This window comes from Amycolatopsis sp. CA-161197 (assembly GCF_050942255.1).
GTDB lineage: Bacteria > Actinomycetota > Actinomycetes > Mycobacteriales > Pseudonocardiaceae > Amycolatopsis.
The window spans coordinates 8,627,950-8,651,492 of the sequence record NZ_CP192059.1 but is presented as its reverse complement, the minus strand read 5'-3'; the positions used below and the strand labels follow the sequence as shown (position 1 = coordinate 8,651,492).

General features: G+C 71.4%; 20 protein-coding genes. 18 read left to right on the top strand and 2 right to left on the bottom strand.

The window, feature by feature from the left end:
* Positions 1–361 precede the first annotated feature (361 nt).
* The 15 genes from ACQPXB_RS40900 (at position 362) to ACQPXB_RS40830 (ending at position 17,474) form a co-directional block, all read left to right on the top strand.
* The gene (locus ACQPXB_RS40900) at positions 362–1,720 is read left to right on the top strand and encodes an MFS transporter (protein ID WP_366579405.1); all 1,359 of its coding nucleotides are present in this window, start codon (positions 362–364) and stop codon (positions 1,718–1,720) included.
* A gap of 14 nt (positions 1,721–1,734) precedes the next feature.
* The gene (locus tag ACQPXB_RS40895; protein ID WP_432847160.1) at positions 1,735–2,667 is read left to right on the top strand and encodes a dihydrodipicolinate synthase family protein; all 933 of its coding nucleotides are present in this window, start codon (positions 1,735–1,737) and stop codon (positions 2,665–2,667) included.
* A complete protein-coding gene (locus ACQPXB_RS40890; RefSeq protein ID WP_432847159.1) occupies positions 2,664–3,431 on the top strand; it encodes an SDR family NAD(P)-dependent oxidoreductase in 768 nt (255 codons plus the stop codon). Before ACQPXB_RS40895 ends, ACQPXB_RS40890 begins: the two co-directional genes overlap by 4 nt.
* Before the next feature lie 47 nt (positions 3,432–3,478).
* Entirely contained in the window at positions 3,479–3,928 is a 450-nt protein-coding gene (locus ACQPXB_RS40885) for a MaoC family dehydratase (RefSeq protein WP_366579399.1), read from the top strand.
* Positions 3,925–5,181: a CaiB/BaiF CoA transferase family protein gene (locus tag ACQPXB_RS40880; RefSeq protein ID WP_432847158.1), complete on the top strand. Its 1,257-nt coding sequence runs from the start codon at positions 3,925–3,927 to the stop codon at positions 5,179–5,181. Before ACQPXB_RS40885 ends, ACQPXB_RS40880 begins: the two co-directional genes overlap by 4 nt.
* Positions 5,178–6,590, top strand: a complete 1,413-nt coding sequence (locus ACQPXB_RS40875) for a four-carbon acid sugar kinase family protein (protein ID WP_432847156.1) — start codon at positions 5,178–5,180, stop codon at positions 6,588–6,590. Before ACQPXB_RS40880 ends, ACQPXB_RS40875 begins: the two co-directional genes overlap by 4 nt.
* Positions 6,587–7,567 carry a D-erythronate dehydrogenase gene (denD, locus tag ACQPXB_RS40870; protein WP_366579394.1) on the top strand — a complete coding sequence of 327 codons (981 nt, stop codon included), beginning with the start codon at positions 6,587–6,589 and terminating at the stop codon, positions 7,565–7,567. The genes ACQPXB_RS40875 and denD overlap by 4 nt, the downstream gene beginning before the upstream one ends.
* Positions 7,568–7,633: 66 nt before the next feature.
* Complete coding sequence (locus ACQPXB_RS40865; protein WP_432847155.1) at positions 7,634–8,464, top strand: class II fructose-bisphosphate aldolase; 831 nt, start codon at positions 7,634–7,636, stop codon at positions 8,462–8,464.
* Positions 8,465–8,693: 229 nt separating this feature from the next.
* Positions 8,694–9,848 carry an acyl-CoA dehydrogenase family protein gene (locus tag ACQPXB_RS40860; RefSeq protein ID WP_432847153.1) on the top strand — a complete coding sequence of 385 codons (1,155 nt, stop codon included), beginning with the start codon at positions 8,694–8,696 and terminating at the stop codon, positions 9,846–9,848.
* 40 nt (positions 9,849–9,888) lie between these two features.
* The gene (locus tag ACQPXB_RS40855) at positions 9,889–11,490 is read left to right on the top strand and encodes an acyl-CoA carboxylase subunit beta (RefSeq protein ID WP_386955133.1); all 1,602 of its coding nucleotides are present in this window, start codon (positions 9,889–9,891) and stop codon (positions 11,488–11,490) included.
* Positions 11,491–11,501: 11 nt separating this feature from the next.
* Positions 11,502–13,520 carry a biotin carboxylase N-terminal domain-containing protein gene (locus ACQPXB_RS40850; RefSeq protein ID WP_432847151.1) on the top strand — a complete coding sequence of 673 codons (2,019 nt, stop codon included), beginning with the start codon at positions 11,502–11,504 and terminating at the stop codon, positions 13,518–13,520.
* Positions 13,517–14,278 carry an enoyl-CoA hydratase/isomerase family protein gene (locus ACQPXB_RS40845; protein ID WP_432847149.1) on the top strand — a complete coding sequence of 254 codons (762 nt, stop codon included), beginning with the start codon at positions 13,517–13,519 and terminating at the stop codon, positions 14,276–14,278. Before ACQPXB_RS40850 ends, ACQPXB_RS40845 begins: the two co-directional genes overlap by 4 nt.
* Position 14,279: 1 nt before the next feature.
* Positions 14,280–15,086 carry a TIGR03084 family metal-binding protein gene (locus ACQPXB_RS40840; protein ID WP_432847147.1) on the top strand — a complete coding sequence of 269 codons (807 nt, stop codon included), beginning with the start codon at positions 14,280–14,282 and terminating at the stop codon, positions 15,084–15,086.
* A 77-nt stretch (positions 15,087–15,163) separates the two neighbouring features.
* Positions 15,164–16,861, top strand: coding sequence for an acyclic terpene utilization AtuA family protein (locus tag ACQPXB_RS40835; RefSeq protein WP_432856989.1), 1,698 nt, complete (start codon positions 15,164–15,166; stop codon positions 16,859–16,861).
* A gap of 7 nt (positions 16,862–16,868) precedes the next feature.
* Complete coding sequence (locus ACQPXB_RS40830; protein ID WP_432847145.1) at positions 16,869–17,474, top strand: TetR/AcrR family transcriptional regulator; 606 nt, start codon at positions 16,869–16,871, stop codon at positions 17,472–17,474.
* Positions 17,475–17,512: 38 nt separating this feature from the next.
* Here ACQPXB_RS40830 and ACQPXB_RS40825 read toward each other — a convergent pair whose 3' ends face one another.
* Positions 17,513–18,538, bottom strand: a complete 1,026-nt coding sequence (locus ACQPXB_RS40825; RefSeq protein WP_432856986.1) for an LLM class F420-dependent oxidoreductase — start codon at positions 18,536–18,538, stop codon at positions 17,513–17,515.
* Between the two features lie 177 nt (positions 18,539–18,715).
* On the opposite strand from ACQPXB_RS40825, the gene ACQPXB_RS40820 reads away from it, so the two are divergent.
* The gene (locus ACQPXB_RS40820; protein ID WP_432847143.1) at positions 18,716–20,383 is read left to right on the top strand and encodes an AMP-binding protein; all 1,668 of its coding nucleotides are present in this window, start codon (positions 18,716–18,718) and stop codon (positions 20,381–20,383) included.
* An 85-nt stretch (positions 20,384–20,468) separates the two neighbouring features.
* Positions 20,469–21,245, top strand: a complete 777-nt coding sequence (locus ACQPXB_RS40815; protein ID WP_432847142.1) for an enoyl-CoA hydratase/isomerase family protein — start codon at positions 20,469–20,471, stop codon at positions 21,243–21,245.
* 37 nt (positions 21,246–21,282) lie between these two features.
* On the opposite strand, the gene ACQPXB_RS40810 is transcribed toward ACQPXB_RS40815, so the two are convergent.
* Complete coding sequence (locus tag ACQPXB_RS40810; RefSeq protein WP_366579374.1) at positions 21,283–21,924, bottom strand: TetR/AcrR family transcriptional regulator; 642 nt, start codon at positions 21,922–21,924, stop codon at positions 21,283–21,285.
* Between the two features lie 264 nt (positions 21,925–22,188).
* Between ACQPXB_RS40810 and ACQPXB_RS40805 the strand changes: the two genes are divergently transcribed.
* Entirely contained in the window at positions 22,189–23,520 is a 1,332-nt protein-coding gene (locus tag ACQPXB_RS40805; RefSeq protein WP_432847140.1) for an alpha/beta hydrolase, read from the top strand.
* The last annotated feature ends 23 nt before the right edge of the window (positions 23,521–23,543 follow it).

Here is a 23,543-nt window from a genome sequence, read left to right as displayed (position 1 = left end):
CGGTAGCAGTCTAGCGGAAAACTGTTGCTTGACGGACTGTCGACATGCCGACAGGATGTACCGAGCTGGGCCACGAGCCCGGCCACCACGGCCGACGACGCAGCTGCCTCGCCGGCGGCGACGATCAGGAGACCGGGTTTGACCAGCGACAACGACACGAACCGGCCTCGGGTGCCCGCGCCCGGCCGCCGGTTCCCGTGGCCGCACGCCACCCGCACCCCGATTCGGGCCGCGTCCCACCGACCGGAGCACGGCGCCCCAACGCGGCACCCCTCGACCCCCTCGCGGCTGACCTCCGCCGCCGCCCGCCCCCACCCCGTCCCCACCCGGCGTTCCATCGCAAGGAAGCGAGAAACGACCCATGACAGAGACTGAGCCCGCCGACCCGGCTCTCAAGGCCGACGGCGCCGCCACCCCGCGGCTCTCCCGCCGGCAGCACCGCCGTGTGATCATCGCCAGCGTTTCGGGCACTGTGATCGAGTGGTACGACTTCACGCTCTACGCCGTCGCCTCGTCGCTGATCTTCGGCCCCGAGTTCTTCCCCGGCGCGGGTCCGATCGGCTCGGTACTGGCCTCGTTCGGCACGTTCGCCATCGGCCTGGCCGTGCGGCCACTGGGCGGTCTGCTGTTCGCGCACTACGGCGACCGCGTCGGCCGCAAGCCGATCATGCTGACCACCGTGCTGGTGATGGGCCTGTCGACCACGTTGATCGGCGTGTTGCCCACGGCCGCGCAAGCGGGAGCGCTGGGTGCCTGGCTCCTGGTCCTGATGCGAGTGCTTCAGGGGCTGGGTGTCGGGGCCGAGTTCGCCGGCGCCGTCACGATGCTCAACGAGAGCTCGCCGGAGTCCAAACGCGGGTTCTCCAGCGGGTTCGCCTCCGCCGCGAACTACGCGGGCACCACGATCGCGACGGTCACGTTCGCGTTGCTGGGCCTGCTGCCCGACGACGTCCTCCAGGGCTGGGCGTGGCGGATCCCGTTCCTGGCCACGATCGTCGTGGTGCTGGTCGCGGTGTACGTGCGGACGAAGGTCGAGGAGACCGCCGCGTTCCAGAGCGCCGTGCAGCGCAAGGTGATCAAGCGCCTGCCGCTGGGCAACGTGATCCGCGAGAAGCCGCGCGAACTGCTGTGCATGGCCGCGATCTACTGCTTCATCATCCCGTGGTCGTACACGATCCAGACCTTCGGCCTGACCTACCTGACCTCCACGGTGAAACTGCCCAAGGAGGTCGCGCTGACCTGCCTGGTGATCGGGTACGTCGTCCTGATGCCGGGCATGGTGTTCAGCGGAATACTGGTAGACCGGTTCGGGCCCAAGAAACTGATGCTGTGGGGCTGTGCCGGCGGTGCGGTGTTCGCGTTCCCCGTGTTCTTCGGCATGAACTCCGGCTCGCCGGTGCTGACGACGATCGTGGTGATCTGCGGCCTGATGGTGAGCCAGGGCCTGCCTTCGGCGGCGTCGAGCGTGATCGTCACGCGGGCACTGCGGACCGAGTACCGCTGGTCGGGCATCACCGTCTGCCGCGAGATCCCCGCCGCCGTCGTCGGTGGCACCGCGCCGCTGGTGTCGGTCGGGCTCCTCACCCTCGGCGACGGCCGGCCGTGGTACATCGCGACCTACCTGGTCGTGCTCACCGGGCTGGGCCTGCTGGGTGTGCTGGCCATGCCGAAGTCCGTCTACCAGCGCAAGACCACGGGCGAAGCAGCCCCGATCCTCTGAAAGGGAACCTGAAGATGTACAAGGTGTTCACGGGCGTCATCCCGGCGTCGCTCATGCCCTTCAGCGCCGGCCTCGAGATCGACGAGGTCAACTACCGCAGGCACCTGCGCGACCTGGCGGACACCGACGGGGTCACGGGCATCGCGATCAACGGCCACGCCGCCGAGGTCTCCAGCCTGACTCCGGCCGAACAGGAGGAAAGCCTGCGGATCGCGGTGGACGAGGTCGGTGACCGGGTCGACATCCTGTGCGGCGTCGCCGACGCGGACACCGCCCGGGCCGTCGACACGGCGCGGATGGCGCAGGAGGGTGGCGCCGACGGGCTGCTGGTGTTCCCGTCCAGCGTGTTCGGTCTCGGCATGCGCCACCGCCGCGAGGTCGCGGTGGCGCACTACGCGGCGATCGGCGCGGCCGTCGAGCTGCCGATGGTGCTCTTCATCGACGCCGCCGGCGCGTCGACCACTTTGGACGCCGCACTGATCACCGAGCTGTGCGAGCGGGTCCCGAACATCACGGGGATCAAGGACTGGAGCGTCGACATCCTGGCGTACGAGGCCAACCTGCGGGCCGTTCGCGCGTTGCCGCGGCGGGTGTCGATGCTGACCAGCTTCAGCCGCGCGCTGCTGCCCTCGCTCGCGCTGGGCGGCGACGGCATCCTCAGCGGGCACGGTTCGATGATCGCCGACCTGCAGGTGGAGCTGCTGCGCCACGTCGAGGCCGGTGACCTCAAGGCCGCGCGCGAGGTGGTGGAACGGATCCACCCGCTCACCGAGGTGTTCTACGCCGAGCCGGTGCTCGACCAGCACAACCGGATGAAGGTCGCGGTCGCGATGCTCGGCCGGATCGACGAGGCCCACGTGCGCCCGCCGCTGCTGCCGATCACCGCCGAGGAGCGCGCCGTGATCGCCGACGTGATCAAGGGCCTGCCCACCGGGGCCGCGAAGTGAGCGCCGGGTTCGCCGTCGTCACCGGCGGCGCCGGCGGGATCGGCCGGGCGGTCGCGGCCGTGCTCGCCGAGGGCGGGCAGCCGGTCGTGCTGGCCGACCTGGACGGGGCCGCCGCCGAAACCGCGGCCAAGGACCTGGCCGAACGCGGGCACCGGGCGCTCGGCGTGGCCACTGACGTGCGGGTGCGCGCCGACGTCGAGCGCGCCATCGAGGCCGGCCGCGCGGAGTTCTCCTTGCCGCTGACCACGTTCGTGAACAACGCCGGCTACACCGAGCTGTCCGACCCGCTGGAGATCACCGAACAGCAGTGGGACGCGATCATGACGGTGAACGCCCGGGGTGTCCTGTTCGGACTCCAGGCCGCGAGCGCGGCCATGGGGGAGGGCGGCGCGATCGTCAACGTCAGCTCGTCCACCGCTCGCGGGCCGTACGTGCCCTCGGCGCACTACGCGGCGTCCAAGGCGGCGGTGCTGAGCCTGACCATGACGTTCGCCGCGCGGCTGGCCTCGCGGCGCATCCGTGTCAACAGCGTGGCACCGGCCATTGTGGACACCGAGCTGTGGGACGGCTTCGACGCGCAGATCGCCGCCAAGGAGGGCCTGCCGCTCGGTGAGGCGAAGCGCACGCGGATCGAGCAGAACCCGATCGGGCGCGCGGGCACGCCCGAGGACGTGGCCCGGGCCGTCGCGTTCCTCGCCGATCCCGGCAACGGCTTCGTCACCGGCGAGTGCCTGCACCTGACCGGCGGCTCGTTCATGCAGTGACCGCCGCCGACAGCAAAGCCGTACCAGCAGAACCGAAGGGCAACGACGTGACCGACGACATCCCATTCGCACCCGGGCTCCGGATCGGCGACCGGGTGGAGTTCCGCAAGACGATCAGCGAGTCCGATGTGTACCTCTACGCCGGGATCACCGGCGACTTCGCCGCCAACCACGTGGACGAGCTGTTCATGCAGAGCACCCACTACGGGCGGCGCATCGCCCACGGCTCGCTGCTCGTCGGCTTCACCTCCACAGCGTCCACGCTGATGTCGAACCGCACGCCGGCGCCCTCGGTTTCGGCCGGCTACGACCGCATCCGCTTCACCGGCCCGGCGTTCTTCGGCGACACGCTGATCACCGACTACGTGCTCACCGCCGTCGACGAGAGTCGCAAGAGGACGTTCGCCGACAGCACCATCCGCAACCAGAACGGCGACGTGTGCGCGGTCGCCGTGCACATCCTGCAGTTCATCGACGCCCCGGGAGCCCAGCAGTGAAACCACCGTACGCCGGGGTGCGCATCCTCGACCTGACCCAGCTGGAGCAGGGCCCGTCGGGCACGCAGGTGCTCGCCGACTTCGGCGCCGACGTCATCAAGATCGAGCGGCCGGGCGCCGGCGAGATCGGGCGGCGGATGAAGCCGGCCGAAGCCGGTGGCTACAGCTCGTTCTGGGCGGCCAACAACCGCAACAAGCGCAGCCTCAGCCTCGACCTCAAATCGCCCGAGGGCCGGCGGGTGTTCACGGAGCTGGTGAAGACCGCCGACGTCGTGGCCGCCAACTTCCGGCCCGGCGTGATGGAACGGCTCGGCTTCGGTTACGAGCAGCTCGCCGCGATCAACCCGCGCATCATCCTCGCGCTGGCCTCGGGCTACGGCCAGGACGGCCCGTACCGCGACCGGCGCGGCCAGGACCTCGCCGCGCAGGCGCTCGGCGGGATCATGGCGCTCACCGGCGACGCCGACGGCCCGCCGCGGCCGGTCGGCACCTACGTGGTGGACTACATCGCGGCCATGCACTTCGCGCAAGCGATCATGGCGGCGCTGGCCGCCCGCGAGCAGAACGGCGTCGGCCAGGTGGTGGACGTCTGCCTGCTCAACGCGGCCGTCGCCATGCACCTGCAGGAGGGTTCGGCCTACCTCAACGACCCGGTGCCCGTGCCACGGCCGCGGCCGAACATCGCGCACTCGCGCAACACCGCGCTGTACGGCACGTACGAAACCTCGGACGGCCGGGCGATCGTGATCATCGCCGACATCTTCATCGACGAGCCGTGGCAGCGCGTCTGCCGCGCGCTCGAGATCGGCGACGAGATCGCGCAGGACCCGCGGTTCACCACGATCGCCGGCCTCGAGCAGCATCCGGACGAGGCCACGGCGGTGCTGCGCGAGGCGTTCGGCCGGTTCACCCGCTCGGACGCGGAAGCGCGGCTGCTCAAGGAAGACGTGCTGTGCGCGCCGGTGCAGGCGTACGACGAGGTGTTCACCGACCCGCAGGTGCTGTTCAACGGGATGGTGGTGGAGACCGAGATCGAGGGCGTCGGCAAGCGGCGCATCGTCGGCCAGCCCGTGCGGCTGCTCGGCACCCCGGCCGACCCCGCCCGGATCGCGCCGCCGCGCGTGGGCCAGCACAACGAGGAGATCCTCGCCGAGCTCGGCCTGTCCGCGGCGGAGATCGACGAGGTGCGCGCGGCCGGCGCGATCGGTGACGAGAACGAGCGCCGCGGCCGCGGGGAAGGGGACGCCTGGTGAGCTCGCGCCCCACCGAGGAACTCACCCTCCCGCCGGTCCGGCGGGTCCCCGCTTCGGCCGTCCGCCAGGCCCTGACCGGGGCACGGCAGGTCGCCGTGCTCGACGACGATCCCACCGGCACGCAGACCGTGCGCGACCTGCCGGTGCTGACCCGGTGGACGGTCGAGGACATCCGCTGGGCGCTGCGCCGGGGCCGGGCCGGGTTTTTCGTGCTCACCAACACCCGCAGCCTCGCGCCCGACGCCGCGGCCGCCCGCGACCGCGAGGTCGCCGAGGCCTGCCTTGCCGCGGCCGAGCTGGAAGGCGTGCGGCTCGCGTTCGCCAGCCGCAGCGATTCGACGCTGCGGGGCCACTTTCCGCTCGAGACGGACGTGCTCACGGAAGTCGCCGCCCAGCACGGCCAAACGGTCGACGGCGTGCTCCTCGCACCGGCCTATGTGGACGCCGGACGCGTCACGATCGGCGGGGTGCACTGGCTGCGCACCGCCGAGGGCCTGACGCCGGCGGCCGACAGCGAGTTCGCGCGGGACGCCACCTTCGGCTACCGCTCGTCCCGGCTGGCCGAGTGGGTCGAGGAGAAGAGCGGCGGCCGGATCACCCGCGGGGACGTGGCCGAGCTGACGCTCGACGTAATCCGCCCCGGTACGGACGAAACGGTGGCCGCCCGGCTGACGGACACGCGCGACGGCCGCGTGGTCGTGCTCGACGCCGACGAGGACGACGATCTGCGGGCCACCGTGCTCGGGATCCTGGCGGCCGAAGCCGGCGGAAAGTCGTTCCTGTACCGCGTCGGCCCGTCGTTCGTGCGGGCCCGCGTGGGGCAGGACGCGCAGCCGCCGATCGACGACGACACGCTCGCGCGGCTCGTCGGGCCGGGCCACGGGCTCGTGGTCGTGGGCTCGCACGTCGGCCTCACGACCCGGCAGCTCGACCACCTCGCGCGCCAGCGCCGGTTCACCACCGTGGAGCTCGACGTGCCGACGCTGCTCGACGAAACCCGCGCTGAGCAGCACCTGCGCGACGCCGTCACCACCGCGACGGAGGCCCTCGCCGAAACCCTCGTGGTGCTCAGCACTTCGCGCACGCTGGTGACCGGCGACGACGAGGCCCACAGCCTGGAGATCGCCCGCCGGGTCAGTGCGGCGCTCACGCGGGCGGCGGGGGAGATCGTCGCTGCGCGCCGACCGTCCTATGTGGTCGGCAAGGGCGGCATCACCTCGTCCGACGTGGCCACCGGGGCACTCGGCATCGACCGGGCCTGGATCCGCGGCTCGCTGCTGCCGGGCATCGTCTCGCTGTGGGAACCGGCTTCCGGGCCGGCGCAGGGGCTGCCGTACGTGGTCTTCGCGGGCAACGTCGGCGGCGAGACGTCACTCACCGAGGTCATCGAACGTCTGGAGACGGCATGAGCACCCGCATCGTCATCACCGGCGGCGCCGGGTTCCTCGGCGCCGTCCTCGCCCGCCGGCTGCTCGCGGCCCCGATCGCCCTCGGCGGCGCGGCCCCCGAAGAACTCGGGGAGCTGGTCCTCGTCGACCTGTTCGAGCCACCGGCCGACCTCGTCGCCGACTCCCGCGTGCGCGTGCTGACCGGCGACCTCAGCGCAGCGTTGCCCGGGCTCGGGCCGGTCGACGCGATCTTCCACCTGGCGGGGGTGGTCAGCGGCGCGGCCGAGGCCGACTTCGACCTCGGCATGCGCACCAACCTCGACGGCACGCGGGCGTTGCTCGACTACGCGCGTGGTCTCGACACGCCGCCGGTGCTGGTGTTCTCCAGCTCGCTGGCCGTGTTCGGCAGCGACCCGGCGATCGGGCCGATCGGCGACGTCGACGACGACACACTCCCGCGCCCGCAGGCCAGCTACGGCGTGCAGAAGTTCATCGGCGAGCAGCTCGTGGCCGACTACACGCGCAAGGGGTTCGTGCGCGGCCGATCCGTGCGGCTGATGACGGTGTCGGTGCGGCCGGGCAAGCCGAACGCGGCCGCGTCGAGCTTCATGTCCGGCATCATCCGCGAACCGCTGGCCGGGCAACGCGCCGCCTGCCCGGTACCGCCGGACACGCCGATCGCACTGTCGTCGCCCCGCAAAACCCTCGACGGGCTGCTGCTCGCCGCGCAGGCCGACGACACCACCTGGGGCAGCCGCACCGCGATGAACCTGCCCGCGCTCACCACCACGCCGAAGGACATGGCCGCGGCACTCGACCGCGTGGCCGGCACCGGCACCAGCGACCTCATCGACTGGACCGACGACCCGGCCGTAGGCGCCATCGTGCGCAGCTGGCCCGCCCGGTTCCACACGCCGCGCGCCGAAAAGCTCGGCCTGGAACCGGAGCTCTCCTTCGACGACATCGTCCAGGCCTACCTCGACGACCTCGGACGCTGACCCGGCCGGGACCGTCCTTCGTGGACGGTCCCGGCCCCTCTCACCCGGAAGTGGAGCTTTCGACCGATGCGAGCGGCACTCGACGCCCTGGTCACCCGCAGACTCGCCGGCCAGGCGGCCATTCCCGCGTTCACCTGCTACGGGGCGGACACCGCGCTGGCGGTGGTGAGCGCCGCGGAGGAGCAGGGCCTGCCCGTGATCCTGCTGGTGGCGCCCTCGGCCGCCGAGCCGCGCCTCATCCGGACGCTGCGCGCGATCGCCGACGCGTCGGCCGTGCCGGTGTGCGTGCAGCTCGACCACGCGAAGGACGACGCGTTGATCCGCTCGTCGATCGACGCCGGCGTCGATGCCGTGCTCGCCGACGGCTCCCATCTGCCGCCCGAGGAGAACGCGGCGTTCGTCCGCGCGGTCCTGGCTTTCGCCGCGCCGCGCGGCGTCGTCGTGGAGGCGGAGCTCGGCAGCGTGCCCGGCGACGAAGACCGCGCGGAAGCCGTCGAGGTGGCCGGCAAAACCGACCCCGCGCAGGTCGGGCCGTTCCTCGCGGCCTCGGGGGCCCAGCTGCTCGCGTGCGGCGTCGGCAACGTCCACGGCCGCTACCGCGGCGCGCCCGCCCTCGACTGGCCGCGGCTGGCCCGCATCCGCGCCGAGGCCGGCACCGTCCCGCTCGTCCTGCACGGCGCGTCCGGCCTGCCGCCCGCCGACCTGCGCCGCTGCGGTACCGCCGGCGTCGGCAAGGTGAACGTCAACACCGAACTCCGCACCGCGATGCTAGCCACCCTCGAAGCGGGCGTCGGCCCGGCCCGCGCGTCCGGCGAGGACATGCTGACGCTCACCCGCTCGGTCCTCACCACGGCGACCGGCGTCGCCCGCACCGTGCTCGAAACCCTCGGCGGTTAGCACGGTCAGCCCGGCCCGGAGACGAACGCCGTGCCGCCCAGGCAGGCCTCCGCGCACAAGTTATCCGTCATTCACTGAATTCGACGGCCGGTGAACACCTCGGACCTTCACCGAAGTGAACGGCCAGCTGGTCAAGTACCCTTCGACGTCCTCGCTTGCCAAAGCGTCCGTAGTGAACCACTATGCACTAGGGCGCAGCTCGCCGGTACGGACGGACGAAGGAGTCGGTGTGGACTTTCAGGAGGCCTCGGAACACAGGGATCTCCGGGATACGGTGCGGGCGATCGCCGCGAAGTTCGGGCCGGAGTACTACGTCCCGCGGGCCGAGGCCGGCGAGCCCACCTCCGAGCTGTGGGCCGAGCTGGGGCGCAACGGGTTCCTGGGGATCAACCTGCCGGAGGAGTACGGCGGCGGTGGCGCCGGGCTGGCCGAGCTGGCGATGGTGTGCGAGGAGACCGCGGCCGCGGGCTGCCCGTTGCTCCTGCTCATGGTGTCCGCCGCCATCTCGGGCGAGATGATCGCCGACTACGGCACCGCGGAACAGAAGCAGCATTGGCTGCCGCGCATGGCTTCCGGTGAGGCGAAGGTCGTTTTCGGCATCACCGAGCCCGACGCCGGGTCCAACACCCACCGGCTGTCGACCGTCGCGGTGCGGGACGGCGACGACTTCGTCGTCAACGGCACCAAGCACTACATCTCCGGCGTCGACGAGGCTGAGGCCGTCCTCCTCGTCACGCGCACCGGCCGGGACGAGACCACCGGCCGCGCCCGGCTGTCGCTGTTCCTCGTGCCCACCGACACCCCCGGGTTCGTCGCGACGCGGCTGCCGGTGTCCGCGAAGCTGCCGGAGAAGCAGTTCGTGCTGCACTTCGACGACCTGCGCCTGCCCGCGAGCGCGCTGGTCGGCGAAGAGGGCAACGGCTTCCACCAGGTCTTCCACGGGCTGAACCCGGAGCGCATCACCGGTGCGGCCGTGTGCGTCGGCATCGCCCGCCACGTGCTGGCCCAGGCCGCGGACTACGCGTCGACCCGGGCGGTCTGGGACGCGCCCATCGGCGCGCACCAGGGCATCGCGCACCCGCTGGCCAAGGCCAGGATCGAGACCGATCTGGCCGCGTTGATGACGGCGAAGGCGGCCTGGCAGCACGACCACGACGAACCCGCGGGCGAAGCCGCGAACATGGCCAAGTACGCGGCGGCCGAGGCGGCGGGAGCCGCTGTGGAAGCGGCGATCCAGACGCACGGCGGCAACGGCTTCGCCACCGAATACGGCCTGCTGCCGTACTGGGGAATCGCGCGCCTGCTGCAGGTCGCGCCGGTGAGCCGGGAGATGGTCCTGAACTACGTCTCCCAGCACAGCCTCGGGCTGCCCCGGTCGTACTGAGCCCGAGACAAGCGAGCCGAGAGAAACGGACCACCGCGAGATGACCACCGTGTTGCGGTCCGCGTTGAACACCGCGGACGAGACCTTCCAGACCAACCTGAAGCACCAGAAACAGGTGCTGGCCGAGCTCGACGAGCAGATCCAGGCGGCCATCGCCGGCGGCGGGCCCCGCTACCAGCAGCGCCACCGCGACCGCGGCCGGCTGCTCGTGCGCGAACGCATCGAGCTGCTGCTGGATCGGGACGCGTCGTTCCTCGAACTGTCGTCGCTGGCGGCGTGGGGCACGCAGTTCCCGGTCGGGGCCTCGGTGGTGACGGGAATCGGGGTCGTGTCCGGCGTCGAGTGCGTGCTGATCGCGCACGACCCGACCGTGCGCGGCGGGGCGATGAACCCGTACTCGCTCAAGAAGACGTTGCGAGCGCTGGAGATCGCCCGGATCAACCGCCTGCCGGTGATCAACCTGGTCGAGTCCGGTGGCGCCGACCTGCCCACGCAGTCGGAGCTGTTCGTGCACGCGGGCAAGATCTTCCACGACCTCACCGAGCTGTCGTCCCTGGCGATCCCGACGGTCGCGCTGGTGTTCGGCAACTCGACCGCCGGCGGCGCCTACGTGCCCGGCATGTGCGACTACGCGGTGATGGTCGACGGCCAGGCCAAGGTGTTCCTCGGCGGCCCGCCGCTGGTGAAGATGGCCACGGGCGAAGACGCCGACGACGAGGAGCTCGGCGGCGCCGCCATGCACGCCAAGGTTTCCGGGCTGTGCGACTACTTCGCGGCCGACGAGCGCGACTGCATCCGGATCGGACGCCAGATCGTCGCCGAGTTCGGCTGGCGCAAGCTCGGCCCCGGGCCGACGCTGCCGGCCGACGAGCCGCTCTACGACCCGGAAGAACTGCTGGGCATCGCGCCGTCGGACATCAAGGTGCCGTTCGACCCGCGCGAAGTGATCGCGCGGGTGGTCGACGGGTCCCGCTTCGGCGAGTACAAACCCTTGTGGGGCACCAGTCTCGTCACCGGCTGGGCGTCCGTGCACGGCTACCCGGTGGGCATCCTGGCCAACGCGCGCGGGGTGCTGTTCAGCGAGGAAGCCAAGAAAGCCAGCGAGTTCATCCAGCTCGCGAACCAGACCGACACGCCGTTGCTGTTCCTGCAGAACACCACGGGCTACATGGTGGGCAAGAACTACGAGCAGGGCGGGATCATCAAGGACGGCTCCAAGATGATCAACTCGGTCGCCAACAGCAAGGTCCCGCACATCACAGTGAACCTGGCCGCGTCCTTCGGCGCCGGCAACTACGGCATGTCCGGCCGGGCGTACGACCCGCGGCTGATGTTCGCCTGGGCCGGGTCCCGATTGGCGGTGATGGGCGCCGCACAGCTGGCCGGCGTCATGTCCATCGTCGCGAAGCAGTCGGCGGCGTCCGCCGGGCGCGAGTTCGACCTCCAGGCCGACGAGCGCAACCGCGCGGCGATCGAGGCGCAGATCGAAAAGGAGTCGCACGCCTTCTTCGTCACCGCGCGGCTCTACGACGACGGCCTCATCGATCCCCGCGACACCCGCACCGTGCTCGGCATCGCGCTGTCCGCCGCGCACTCCAACACCGTCGCCGGCCAGCGTGGCTACGGCGTCTTCCGGATGTGAGGACCACCTTGATGACCAGCCGGACCACGCCGGGTACCCGTCCGATCCGGAAGCTGCTCGTGGCCAACCGTGGTGAGATCGCGGAACGGGTGATCCGCTCCGCGCGAGCCCTGGACATCGCCACGGTCGCGGTTCACTCCGACCCCGACGCCGACGCGCTGTTCGTCGAGGCCGCCGACGAAGCCGTGCTCCTGCCCGGCGCCGCTTCGGCCGAGACGTACTTGCGCGCCGACCGCATCGTCGAAGCCGCACTGGCCACCGGCGCCGATGCCGTCCACCCCGGTTACGGGTTCCTGTCCGAGAACGCCGAGTTCGCCCGGCGCTGCGCCGACGCGGGATTGGTCTTCGTCGGGCCGCCGGTCGCGGCGATCGAGGCGATGGGGTCGAAGATCGCGGCCAAGGAGCTGATGGCCGCGGCCGGTGTCCCCGTTCTGCCCGGCGCGACGATCGACGACGACGCCGAGGTGGACGCCGCGACGGTGACGGAGATGGCCGAGGACATCGGCTTCCCGCTGCTGGTCAAGGCCGCGTTCGGCGGCGGCGGGCGCGGAATGCGGATCGTGCGCGGGCCCGCGGAGGTCGTCGAAGCCGTGACGAGCGCGCGGCGGGAGGCGGCGTCGGCGTTCGGCAACGGGACGGTGTTCCTGGAGCGGTTCGTGGAGAATCCGCGCCACGTCGAGGTCCAGATCTTCGGCGACGCGCACGGCACCGTCGTGCACCTCTTCGAGCGCGAGTGCTCGATCCAGCGCAGGTACCAGAAGATCATCGAGGAAGCGCCGTCGCCGGCCGTCGACGAGGCGCTGCGCAAGCAGCTCGGCGACGCGGCCGTCGCCGCGGGTGCCGCGATCGGGTACACCGGCGCCGGCACCGTCGAGTTCGTGATGGCGCCGAACGGGGAGTTCTTCTTCCTCGAGGTGAACACACGCCTGCAGGTGGAGCACCCGGTCACCGAGGAGATCACGGGCCTGGACCTGGTGGCCTTGCAGCTGCTGGTCGCCGAAGGCGAGCCGCTGCCGGTGGAAGCGACGGAAGCCGGCATCACCGGGCACGCCGTCGAGGCGCGCCTCTACGCCGAGGACCCGGCGGCCGATTACCTGCCGGGCAGCGGAACGCTGCACCGGTTCCGGATCCCGGCCCTGCCCGGGGTGCGCGTGGACACCGGGGTCCGCGACGGCTCGGTGGTCGGGACGCACTACGACCCCATGCTCGCCAAAGTCATCGCGCACGGGCGCACTCGTGCCGAAGCGGTGCGCAAACTCGCCCGAGCGCTGGCGGAGGCGCAGATCCACGGCCTGGTCACCAACCGCGACTTGCTCGTGGCCGTCCTGCGCGAACCCGGGTTCGCCGCGGGCGCGACCGACACCGGGTACCTCACGCGCCACGATCCCGCCACGTTGATCGGCGAGCCCGGCAAGGAGACGGTGACCGTGCACGCGCTGGCCGCGGCCGTGGCGGGTCAGGCCGACCGCCGCGCCCAGGCCGAGGTGCAGCGGGTCGTCCCCACCGGGTGGCGCAACGTCGCGAGCGCCCCGCAGCGCGCCGAGTACCGCCTCGGAGACGCCGACGTCGACGTCACCTATCGCTTCACCCGCCAAGGCCTGGACGCGCAGGTGGACGGATCCACTGTGGACGGTCTCACGATTCTCGAGGCCCGGCCGGACCGGGTGGACCTGCGCGTGGCCGGGGTCCGGCGCACGGTCCAGGTACACCAGGTCGGCGACACCGTGTACTGCGACAGCGTGCTGGGCGCCACCACATTCACCGAGCGGCCCCGGCTGCCCGAACCCGGCACCGACGCCGCCCCCGGGTCGTTGCTGGCGCCGATGCCCGGCACGGTCGTCCGGGTCGTCGCGGAGCAAGGGCAGCACGTGGCGGCCGGCGGGGTGATCGTGGTGTTCGAGGCGATGAAGATGGAGCACTCCGTGCGCGCGCCGGTCGCCGGGATCGTGGCCGAGCTGTCCGTCCAGTTGGGACAGACCGTCGAATCGGGCGAGATCGTCGCCGTCATCACCGAAGAGGAGGCCGGATGACCCCCGTGCGCTACGAGGTGACCAACGGCGTCGCCTGGCTCACCATCGACCGCCCCGAAGCGCGCAACGCGCTGAGCGAAGCCGTCCGAAAAGGACTGTTCGACGGCGTGCACCGGTTCAACGCCGACGAGGACGCGAAGGTCCTCGTCCTGACCGGGGCCGGCGACAAGGCCTTCTGCGCCGGCGGTGACCTCAAGGAGATGAACGCGACCGCGCTGACCGTGCCGCCCCCGGACTTCCTTCCCCAGTTCGGGCGCAACGTCGAAGTGCCGAAGCCGACGATCGCCGCGGTCAACGGGATCGCCTACGGGGGCGGGTTCCTGCTCGCCCAGCAGTGCGATCTCGTGGTGGCCGCCGAGCACGCGCGCTTCGCCGTGTCCGAGGTCAAGATCGGCCGCGGCTCGCCGTGGGCGGCGCCGTTGTCGTGGCTCGTGCCGCCGCGCATCGCGCTGGAGATCCTCCTGACCGGCGACCCGGTCAGCGCCGCCAAGGCGCAGCAGTACGGGCTGGTCAACGACGTCGTTCCGGCGGCCGACCTGCGCGAACGCACGCAGCAGCTGGCCGAGCGGATCGCGGCCAACGCCCCGCTCTCGGTGCTCGCCGCCAAACGCACCGCGTACCTGTCGGCCGCCCACCACCGGGCCGAGGCCTACGAGCTCGCCGAGCAGATCTGGGAACCCGTGTATCTGTCGGAAGACGCGCAGGAGGGGCCGCTGGCCTTCAAAGAGAAGCGCACGCCGGTCTGGCAGGGCCGCTGACATGGGCGTTTCGATCGAGCAGGTGCTCGACGACCTCGTCGCCGAAACCCGGGTGCTGCTGGATCTGGTGGCGGATCTCGACGACGCCGGGATCGCCACGCCGACCCCGGCCGTCGGCTGGACCGTCCGCGACCAGCTCACCCACCTCGCCTACTTCGACGAGACCGCGACCCAGGCCGCGGTCGACCCGGCCGCGTTCCGCGTGGCCGCGGATGCCCTGGTGGCCGGAGGCATGGATTTCCCCGACCGGGTCGCCGCCGAGCACGCGACGCTGCCCGCGGCCGACGTCCGGGCCTGGCTGGCGCGCACGCGCCGCGAGTTCGTCACCGTCTTCCGCGGCCTCGACGCGAAAGCGCGGCTTCCGTGGTACGGCCCGGACATGAGCGCGTTGTCCTCGGTCACCGCGCGGCTCATGGAGACCTGGGCGCACGGGCAGGACGTCGCCGACGCGCTGGGCCGCGACCGTGAGCCGACCGACCGCCTGCGCCACATCGCGCACCTCGGGGTGCAGACCACGGCGTTTTCGTTCACGCTCAACGGAAAGCCCGTGCCGGCCGAGCCGATCCGGGTCGAGCTGACCTCGGCGTCCGGCGCCGAGTGGACATGGGGCCCGCCCGAGGCGGCGGACCGCGTCGCCGGGGCCGCGCTCGACTTCTGCCTCGTCGTCACCCAGCGCCGGCACCGCGACGACACCGCTCTCGCCGTCACCGGTCCGGTCGCGACCGAGTGGCTGTCCGTCGCCCAGACCTTCGCCGGGAGCCCCGGGACCGGGCGGGCACCCACGAGCCACGCAGGAGGACCATCGTGACCACGACCGGCGGCCGCGCCGTGCGCATCGGCAACTGCTCCGGCTTCTACGGCGACCGGCTGCAGGCCGCCCGCGAGATGGTCGAGGGCGGGCCGATCGACGTGCTCACCGGCGACTACCTCGCCGAGCTGACCATGCTGATCCTGTGGAAGGCCAAGCAGAAGGACCCGGCGACGGGCTACGCGAAGACCTTCCTCACCCAGGTCGAGCACGTGCTGGGCACCTGCCTCGACCGCGGTGTCCGGATCGTGTCGAACGCCGGCGGCCTCAACCCCGCCGGGCTCGCTTCGGAGCTCGGCGCGCTGGCCGAACGGCTGGGCCTGCACCCGCGCATCGCTTACGTCGACGGCGACGACCTCGTGCCCCGGCTCGACGAGCTGCAAGCGGCCGGCCACGCCTTCGCGCACCTCGACACCGGCCGGAAACTGGCCGACGCCGGAGTGCGCCCCGTGTCGGCGAACGCCTACCTGGGCGCCTGGGGGATCACCGAGGCACTGCGGGCGGATGCGGACCTCGTCGTGACCGGGAGGGTCACCGACGCGTCGGTGGTGGTCGGCCCGGCGGCGTGGTGGCACGGCTGGACCCGCGACGACGCCGACATCCACGACAAGATCGCCGGCGCGATGGCCGCCGGTCACGTGATCGAATGCGGACCCCAGGCCACGGGAGGGAACTACGCGTTCTTCGAGGAGGTCACCGACCGCCGGTACCCGGGGTTCCCCATCGCCGAGATCGAGGCGGACGGCTCCAGTGTGATCACCAAGCACGCCGGCACGGGTGGGCTGGTGTCCGTGGGCACCGTGACCGCGCAGCTGCTGTACGAGATCGCCGAGCCGGCGTACCTCGGGCCGGACGCGGTGGCCCACTTCGACACGCTCGAGCTCGTGTCCGACGGCGAGCACCGCGTGCGGATCCGGGGTGTGCGCGGCAGCGCGCCGACCGACCGGCTCAAGGTGGCGCTCAACTACGAGGGCGGGTTCCGCAACTCGATGACGCTCGTGCTGACCGGCACGCGCATCGAGGAGAAGGCGGCCTGGGCCGAACAGCAACTGGTCGAGCTGCTGGGCCGACGCGAGCGGTTCGCCGAGTTCGACGTGCAGCTCCTGCGGTTCGACCACCCCGACGCCGCGACCAACGCCGAGGCCACCGCACACCTGCGGGTGACGGTGAAGGATCCCGACCGGCGCAAGGTCGGGCGGGCGTTCTCCAACACCACCATGGAACTCGCGCTCGGCGGTTACCCCGGCTTCCACACGACGACGCCGCCGTCCGCGGAGAGCGCGTACGGCGTCTACTGGCCGACGTTGATTCCTGCGGCCGAGGTGGCGCACCGCGTGACCCTGCCCGACGGCACCGTGCGGACCGTTCCGCACAGCCCGGTCACGGCGGCCGCCCCGGAGCCCCCGGAACCGTCGCCCGCTGAGCTTCCGGCCGGTCCCACCCGACGGCTGCCGCTCGGGACGATCGTCGGAGCCCGATCCGGGGACAAGGGCGGCAACGCCAACATCGGGGTGTGGGCCCGCACCGACGAGGAGTACGCGTGGCTGCGCGGCTACCTCACCGTCGCGCGGGTGCGGGAGCTGATCCCCGAGGCCGCCGATCTGGAGATCCGCCGGTACGAGCTCGCAAACCTGCGCGCGGTCAACCTGGTGATCGTCGGCATCCTGGGTGCGGGGGTCGCCTCGGCGACGCGGCCCGACCCGCAGGCGAAGGGGCTCGGCGAGTACCTGCGCAGCCGCCTAGCGGACCTTCCGGAACACCTGCTGCGGAGTTAGGTCCACAGTGGACGAGACGCGCACACCGCGACGGGACCCGGACCGCAAGGCCCGGATCCTGGCCGTCTCGGCCGAGCTGATCTCACGCCATGGCTACCACGCGGTCGGCCTGGCCGAGATCGGCGCGGCGGCGGGCATCGTGAGCACGGGGGTCTACCGGCACTTCCCGAGCAAGGCGGCGATCCTGACCGCGCTCCTGTACCGCGTGATGGAGCTGCTCGACTCCGCGGCGGCCGAGATCCTGGCCACGGCACCGGACGAGCGCACCGCCGTGACCGAGCTGGTGCGCCACCACGTCCGCGTCGCCGTGGAGGAGCGGCGCATCATGCAGGTCTACCACTGGGAGGCGCGCAACCTCCCGGCCGAAGACCTGCGCCGGTTGCGCCGGGCCCAGCGGGTCTACCTGGAGGGCTGGTCGGCCGCACTGCTGCCGCTGCGCCCGCACCTCACGAACGGCGAGGCGCGCGCCCTGGTGCACTCGGCGATCGGCTGCGTGCAGTCGGTGCTGTTCCACCACTCGGGCTTGCCCGCCGACCGCCTCACCGACCTCCTCCGCGGCGCGGCGCACGCCTGCCTCGGAGTCCCGCCGGTCGAACCGGAGCCGAGCGCGTGAGCCGGGGCCGCGGTTCGCGACGCGGGGCGCCGGGGCGGTCAGCCGAGGACGGCTCGGGCCACGGCGGCGAGGTCGTCCGGCAGTCCTTGCACCGCGAGCGAATCGACCACTGTGGACTCCCACCGGCCGAGGTCCTCGCGGATCTTCCCGGCCGGCCCGACGAGGGCGACTTCCTCGACGAGCGCCGTCGGGATCGCGGCCGCGGCGGCCTTCTTCTCGCCGCGCAGGTAAAGGTCCTGCACGCGCGCCGCGACGTCGGCGTAGCCGGAACGGGCGAAAACGTCGTGGTGGAAGTTCGCGCCCCGCGCACCCATGCCGCCCATGTACAACGCGAGTTCCGGACGGACGCGGTCGGCCGCGCGTTCGACGTCGTCGTCCACCACGACCGGCACCGTGGCGATCACCTCGAAGTGCCCCGGGCGCCCGCCGGGCCGGCGGGAGAAGCCGGCTTCGAGCGCGGCGCGGTAGAACGCGTCGGCCGAGGGGGAGAAGAACATCGCGTGCCACCCGTCGGCGATTTCGGCCGCGAGCGCGACGTTGCGCGGGCCTTCGGCGCCCAGCTGGATCGGCAGGTCCGGCCGCAGGTGGTGCAGTGTCGAGCGCAGCGGCTTGCCGAGCCCCGTGCCGGACGGCAGGGGAAGCCGGTGGAACTCCCCGTCGTAGGCGAGCGGGTCTTCGCGGCTCAGGACCTGGCGGACGACGTCGACGTACTCCCGGGTGCGCGCCAGCGGCCGCGGAAAGGCGACACCGTGCCAGCCCTCCGACACCTGCGGGCCGGAGGCGCCGAGGCCGAGCACCACGCGTCCGCCGGAAAGGTGGTCGAGGGTCGCGGCCGCCATCGCCGTGGCCGCGGGGGAGCGCGCCGGGATCTGCGCGACGGCCGTGCCGAGGCGCACGCGGGTCGTGCGAGCGGCACACCACGCGAGCGGGGTGAACACGTCCGAGCCGTAGGCCTCGGCGAACCAGATCCCGTCGAAACCGAGGTCCTCGATCTCCCGGACACGCTCGTCCCACCGCGGCGGCACTCCGCGGAAGAACTGTCCGACGTTGACGCCCACGGGAATCGGCATTCCGGCGACCTCCTAGTCACTTCCTTGGTGAGTGCATCGTTGTTCACTAGAAGCTTCCAGGCAAGCTGCACTGATCGGGTAACGATGTGAATGGCTAGTGACTTTGGTCTTGCCAGTGCGCGCGGCAAGTTGGATGCTGTGCGGCGTCAGGCATGCGGCAAGGAGGCTGGTGTGGACCTGAACGGGAAGATCGACGTCACGACGTTGCGAGGCCGCCGCGCGGTCAACCGCTGGGAACGGACATCCGTCGGGGACGTGTTCGAACGCCTGACGTGGAGCTACCCCGACCAGGTCGCGATCACCGGACGGCCGGGCGCGTACGGCGAGGAGCGGTTCGCCTCCGCCACCTACCGCCAGGCCGACGAGATCGCCAACCAGCTCGCCCACGCACTGGCCGCGCGCGGCCTCGAACCGGGCGCCCGGGTCGCGCTCTTCTGCGAGAACTCCGTCGAGGCGTACCTGGCCAAGATCGGCATCGCAAAGGCCGGCATGGTCGCCATGCCGATCAACCCCGCACTGGCCACCGACGTTCTCGAGTACCTGATCGGCCAGGCCGAGCCGGCGGCGGCGATCGTCGACGCCGAGCTGTGGCCGCGTGCGCAGCCGGCGTTCGAGGCCGCCGGCCTGCCGGTCGCCGCGACGATCACCATCGGTGGCGGCCCGGTGGCGGGCAGCCCGACGTTCGCCGAGTTCCTCGCGGGCCGGCCGGCGACCGAGCCGGACGTCGAGATCCACGGGGACGACATCTGGCAGCTGCTCTACACCTCGGGTACCACGGCGATGCCGAAGGGCGCGATGATCTCGCACTCGGCCAGCCACCTCGCGGCGCTGAACTTCTCCGTCTCGCTGACGCGCGGGCTCCGCGTGGAGACCGAGGTGAAGGTGATGACCTACCTGCCGATGATCTACCACGTCGGGGACCAGGTGTTCACCTTCTCGGCGTTCCTCGCCGGCGGGTCGCTCGTCCTCGGCCGCCGGCCGGTGCCCGATCAGGTCGCCGTGGCCATCGAGCAGGAACGGCCGACCGCGCTGTGGGCCGGTTCGCCGCAGTTCGTCGCCGCGCTCACCGCCGAGGCCGAGAAATCCGGGCGCGACCTGTCCAGCCTCACCGTGCTGGTCTACGGCTGGGGCGCGCTCGAGCCGGCCGTTTACGAGACGCTGCAACGGAAAGCGCCCGGGCTGGTAGTGCTCGGCATCTTCGGGCAGACCGAGGCGATCGCGTGCCACCGGTTCTGGCCGGTGAAGTGGCCGGAGGTCTACGAGCGCTCGGCGCCCGCGTTGAACTACGTCGGTGTGCCCAGCCCGCTGCTCGCCTCCGACGTCGTCGACGAGACCGGCGCGTCGCTGCGCGACCAGCCGCAGGTTCCCGGTGAGGCGGTGTACCGCAGCCCGACCGTCACCGCCGGGTACTACCTGAACGAGGACGCGACGCGCGAAGCGTTCCGCGGCGGCTGGTTCCACTCCGGCGACAGCGCCGTGGTGGACGAGGACGGTCTGCGCGTGATGGTCGACCGGTTCAAGGACATCGTGAAGTCCGGCGGCGAAAACGTGTCCAGCCTGCGGGTGGAAGCGGTGCTGCACCGGCACCCGGCGGTCGAGAAGGCCGCCGTGATCGGCCTGCCGCACGAACACTGGGGTGAGGCGGTCACGGCCGTTGTCGTGCTGCGCTCCGGTGCGGACGCCGACGAAGCGTCGCTCATCGCGCACTGCCGCGCCGCGCTCGGCGGTTACGAGACGCCGAAGGCGGTCGTGTTCGAGGACTCCCTGCCCGAGACCGTCGGCGGCAAGATCCTCAAGTACAAGCTCCGCCACCGCCACGCCGGCCACTACCAGAGCTGACCCGACGTCGAGGGGGAGCTGATTCCTTGTCCGACCACGAAGCTCGCGCGGGTTCGCGCGGCTGTGTCCCTTGTGGAGAGTGGCGATGACCCTGGTCGACCTGTCCTTCCGCGACTCGATCGCGATCGTGCGGCTCGACCGGCCGGACCGGCTCAACGCCCTCTCCGACGAGCTGCTGGCCGACTTCGAGACCGCACTCGACCGCATCGACACCGAATCCTCGTGCCGCGCGATCGTGGTCACCGGCAGCGGGCGCGCGTTCTGCGTCGGCGCGGACCTGCCCGAGGTGCTCAACCGGCTCGACGGCGACCCGGAGACGATCCTCGCTTTCGTGCGGCGGGCCGGAAACGCCTTCAGCCGCTTGGAAAACTCGCCCCGGCCGGTCGTCGCCGCCGTCAACGGTCACGCGGTCGCCGGCGGCTTCGAACTGGTCCTCGCCGCCGACGTCGTCGTCGCGGCCGAGGGCGCCCTCCTCGGCGACGGCCACGTCCGCTACGGCATGCTCCCCGGCGGTGGCGGCGCCGTCCGGATCGAACGCAAGCTCCCACCGAATGCCGCCCGCCGCCTGCTGCTCACCGGTGACCTCGAACCGGCCGAACGCTTCCGCGACTGGGGCCTGATCGAGGAAGTCGTCCCGGCGCCCCACCTGCTCGACGCGGCCCTCGCCCTCGCCCGCCGCTTCACCGCCCACAGCGCCCTCGCCCTGGCGGAGGTCAAACGCGTCGCCAACGCAGCCCGCGATCTCCCCACCGCCGACGCGCTCGCCCTCGAGTTCAAGACCTTCGCGGCCTACCTCGAATCCCCCGACCTTCGCGAGGGCCTGACCGCTTTCCGCGAACGCAAACGCCCGGCCGAGGACTGAGGGTTTCCGGCGCCCGAAACGGGCGGGCCGACCGGACTCACGCGCCTTGCTCGTCCGGCCATTCCTCGCCGGCCTCGACGACGACCGCGGGCGAAGCCGCGTCGAGGCCGAGACAAGCGTGAGCCGCTCCGACGAGCAGCGCCGCCAATTGCGGCACCGGCAGGCCCGAGTTGAAGAACAAGATGGACTGGATGCTGCCGATCGCCGCGTGGACCAGGACGCGGATCTCGCCGTCGGCCAGGTCGGTGCGCAGGGGCGCGACCGCGCCGACCCATTCCTCGATGTAGTGGCGCTGGGCGCGGCGCAGGCGGCGGAGGTCGTTCTCCGGCAGGTTACGCGCTTCGCGGTGGTACACCTGGAGGATCCGGCGGTCGTGGATGGCGATGCGCACGTGGTTGCCGATGAGCTCGCTCACCGCGCGCCGGTCGTCGCCCGCTTCGTCCACGATGGACGAAGCGGCGGTGGACAGCTGGTCCATGACCTGTTCCAGCAGCTCGGCGAGGATCGCCGACTTGCTGTCGAAGTGCCGGTAGATGCCGGATCCCACGATCCCGGCGGCCTGGCCGATCTCGGCCATGCCCACGGTGTGGTAACCGTTGCGCGAGATCAGCTCCGCGGCCGCGGTCAGGATCCGGGCTTTGCGCGCGGGGTCGCGCCGAGGCCGTTGCGCCTCTTTCACCGGTACCTCCCTCCACAGCCGACGCTCCGATGGTACCTCGCAGGCGTGCGCCCCAGGCCGCCGCAGGGCGCGCATCACCCCTGCCGCACCGGGCGAAACAACCCGATCACGTGAATTGCGCCGCGTCGCGAGCGTGGTACTGTCCGCTAGCTAGTGAATCACAGTTCACTAGCTAGCGGTATCACTCGCTCACTGCCACTCTCCCGTCCATCAATGGGTTTCTGCCCGAACTGTCCTTGGTTCAGGATGACAATGAGGTCAACCATGACGGTCTTGAAGAACAACCATTCACTACGGCGATCGCGCGTGGCGACCGTGCTGGCGGCTCTCCTCATGGCCACCGCGAGCACCGTGGCGCCTGTCTCGGCCGCGGAAAGCCCCGCCACAGACTGCAAGAACGTCACGGTTCCGGTGACCGCGGCGGGCCAGCCGGCCACCATCGCCGGCACGCTGTGCGTCCCGCCCGGCGCCACCACGGTGCAAATCCTCGTTCACGGCTGGTCCTACGCGCGGTACTACTGGGACCTGCCCTACGAGCCGGACACCTACTCCTACGTGCGGGCGGCCAACCGGCGCGGCTACGCGACGATGAACATCGACCGCCTCGGCGACGGCCAGTCCACCCACCCGCTGAGCGCGTTCGACACCTTCTACGCCGACGTCAGCACGGTCCACCAGGTCATCACCGCGCTGCGCGACGGCCGGCTCGGCACCCGGTTCGGCAAGGTGATCGAGGTCGGGCACAGCCTGGGCGGCATCCTCACGATGACCGAAGCGGGCCTGTACAAGGACGTCGACGCCATCATGCCGACCGGCATCGCCCACTCGCTCAACTACACCAACGTCGTCACCAAGATCATCGCCGACGACTACCCGTCCTCACTCGACCCGAAGTTCTCCGCGGCGGGCCTCGATCCCGCCTACCTCACCAGCTACCCGGACACCCGGCGCGGGTTCTACCTCGGCACCGCGACCTCGACCGACCAAGGCGTGATCGCGAAGGACGAGCAGCTCAAGGAAACCGGCAACCTGGTCGAACTGGCGACCCTGGCCGGCTACAACGTCCTGAACGTCGACCGCACGCTGAACATCCCGGTCTACACCGTCGTCGGCCAGCACGACCCGTTCATCTGCGGGCTGCTGGGCCCGAGCTGCTCGGATTCCCAGGCCCTGGCCGACTTCGAGCGTCCCTTCTACGGTCCTGGCGCGACAGTGCTGGCCGACGTCGTCCCGAACACCGCCCACGACCTGCAGCTGGAGAAGAGCGCGCCGGACAGCAACGCGCACATGCTCGACTTCGCGGACAAGTACGTCGGCGCCGGCAACGCCGTGCGCGACAGCGCCCCCGGCGCGGCAGCCGCCGTCCCCACGCCGCCGAACCCCACCCCGAGTCTCGCGGCGAGGGCGGTCAACGCCACGGTCGTGCAAGCGGCCGTCCCGGCCATCGCCCTGCTTCAGCAGAGCAGCAACGTCGTCCCCGGCCTCGGTGACAACCAGGACCCGATCCCCGGCATGTCCCAGGCCCTCTCCACGCTCGGCAACCTCACCGACACCCTCGTCGGCACCTTCCCGGAAGAGCTGATCGGCGGCATCTGACCGGTCCGCGAAAACGAAATCGG